3 protein-coding genes are annotated in these 2,056 nt (G+C 64.3%); 2 read left to right on the forward strand and 1 reads right to left on the reverse strand.

Annotation, left to right across the window (positions count from 1 at the left end):
* The coding region (locus EN939_RS31625) for a 3-methyl-2-oxobutanoate hydroxymethyltransferase (RefSeq protein WP_206528390.1) at window positions 1-294 on the forward strand (294 nt) is incomplete at its 5' end.
* Complete coding sequence (gene purU, locus EN939_RS31630; RefSeq protein ID WP_127270892.1) at window positions 291-1,172, forward strand: formyltetrahydrofolate deformylase; 882 nt, start codon at window positions 291-293, stop codon at window positions 1,170-1,172. The genes EN939_RS31625 and purU, both read left to right, overlap by 4 nt.
* Window positions 1,173-1,181: 9 nt before the next feature.
* Here purU and EN939_RS31635 read toward each other — a convergent pair.
* A partial coding sequence (locus EN939_RS31635; RefSeq protein WP_164751395.1) for an aromatic amino acid lyase occupies window positions 1,182-2,056 on the reverse strand: 875 nt, incomplete at its 5' end.

The following is a 2,056-nucleotide window of genomic DNA, read 5'->3' on the forward strand; positions in this document are numbered from 1 at the left end:
ATCTCGGAACGCACATCGCTGATCATGCTGTCGATGGGAGCGGGCACCGGTTGCGATGCGCAATATCTGTTCGCCGACGACATCCTCGGCCAGAACCGGGGCCACATGCCTCGCCATTCCAAGGTCTACCGCAACTTCGCCGCCGAATATGATCGTTTGCAGGCCGAGCGCATCGCCGCGTTCTCGGAGTATGTTGCCGATGTCAACAGTCTCGCCTATCCCGAAGACAAGCATGTGGTGCATATGGATCCGGCTGAGCTCAGCCTGTTCATGAAAAGGGTCGACAGGGCGTGAAATCTCAAGGCAATGATGCGACGGACGAGGCCGCGCCGGTTCATATTCTTACGCTTTCCTGCGAGGACCGGCCGGGGATCGTCGCCGCCGTCACGGCGGAGCTTGCCGCGAACGGCGCCAACATCGCCGAAAGCAGCCAGTTCTGGGACCGGCAGACCAATCGCTTTTTCATGCGGATCGCCTTCATCAGCCCGCCAGGCTCGACCAGGGACAGCCTGGAGCGGGCCTTGAAATCAAGTGTCGACCGGTTCGGCATGAAGACCGCGCTCGTCGATCAGGGGCGCCGCCCGAAGATCATCGTCATGGTCTCCAAGTTCGACCACGCGCTTCTCCATCTGCTGTACCAGATCAGGGTCGGCTGGCTGAACGCGGAGGTTGCCGCCGTCGTCTCCAACCACGAGGATGCCCGCCGCTTCGCCGAGCTGGAGGGCATCCCCTACCACCATTGGCCGACCACCAGGGAGAACAAGGCCGAACAGGAACAGAAGCTGCTGGACCTGGTGCAGCAAACAGGGGCTGAACTGGTCATCCTGGCGCGCTACATGCAGGTCTTTTCAAAAGGCCTGTCGGACCGGCTGTTCGGACGGGCGATCAACATCCACCATTCCTTCCTGCCGAGCTTCAAGGGCGCCAAGCCGTATCACCAGGCCTTCGACCGCGGCGTCAAGCTGATCGGTGCGACGGCGCATTACGTCACCTCCGACCTCGACGAGGGTCCGATCATCGATCAGGAGACCGAACGCGTCACCCATGCGATGAGCGCCGAGGACTTCGTCGCTGTCGGGCGCGACATCGAAAGCCGGGTGCTGGCGCGCGCCGTCAAGTTGCATCTCGAAGCCCGCGTCATGCTCAACGGCCACAAGACCATCGTCTTCTGAGAAGCCACGTCAGGCCGGCCAACTGCCGCCGGCGAGCGCGGCGTAAAGCGTCTCGGCGTCGATACCGAGCGGCCGGTCCTCTTTCAGCATGGGGACGAGCGAGCGTATCGCCGTGTGAATTGCGGCGGTGCGTGGCGCCAATGTGAAGCCGTCGCGCAGGTCGATGGCCTGTGCGGCGGCCATCAATTCGAAGGCGATCAGGCGGCGCCACAGCGCGATCATCCCGGCGCATTTTGCCACCGCCAGAGGCGTCTGCGTGGCGTGATCCTCGACGCCTTCCGACACGGCCAGGAAGTCGAGCATCACCGGATTGGCCTTGTGGCGGATGGCGGCCAGGATCGACGTCACCGTCTTCTGCAGCGGTACGAGGCCGGCCGAGGCGCCGCCGACCGGCGACAGATATTTCGGCAGGCCATTGCGGCCGGAACCGGTGAGCTGGATGAAGCGCGCGGCACTGGCCGCGGCACATTGGGCGATCGCCAGGCCGAGCGTCTCGAAGGCGAGCGCCAGCGAGGCTGTGTGGAAATTGCCGGTCGACAGCACCAGTCCATCATCGCCCAGCACCAGCGGGTTGTCGGCGGCGGCGTTGAGTTCGATCTCGACAGCCTGTCTCGCCTGACCGATCGCCTCGATCAGCGCGCCATGGATCGACGGCATGCAGCGGATCGACAGCGGGTCCTGCAAGGTGGTCGGCGCCGGCGCCTCGTCTCGGGCGAGCAGATCGTGCAGCACCTTGGCTGCTTGCTGCTGGCCTGCCGCCGGACGCGCCATATGCAGGCGCGGATCGAGGATGGTGCGGTTGGCACCGATGCCTTCCATTGTCAGCGCACCGGCCTGCTGTTGCTGGGCAAGGGCGCGCAATGCATCCGTCACCGCAAGTGCGC

Source organism: Mesorhizobium sp. M7A.F.Ca.CA.002.05.1.1 (assembly GCF_003998335.1).
Taxonomy (GTDB): Bacteria; Pseudomonadota; Alphaproteobacteria; order Rhizobiales; family Rhizobiaceae; genus Mesorhizobium.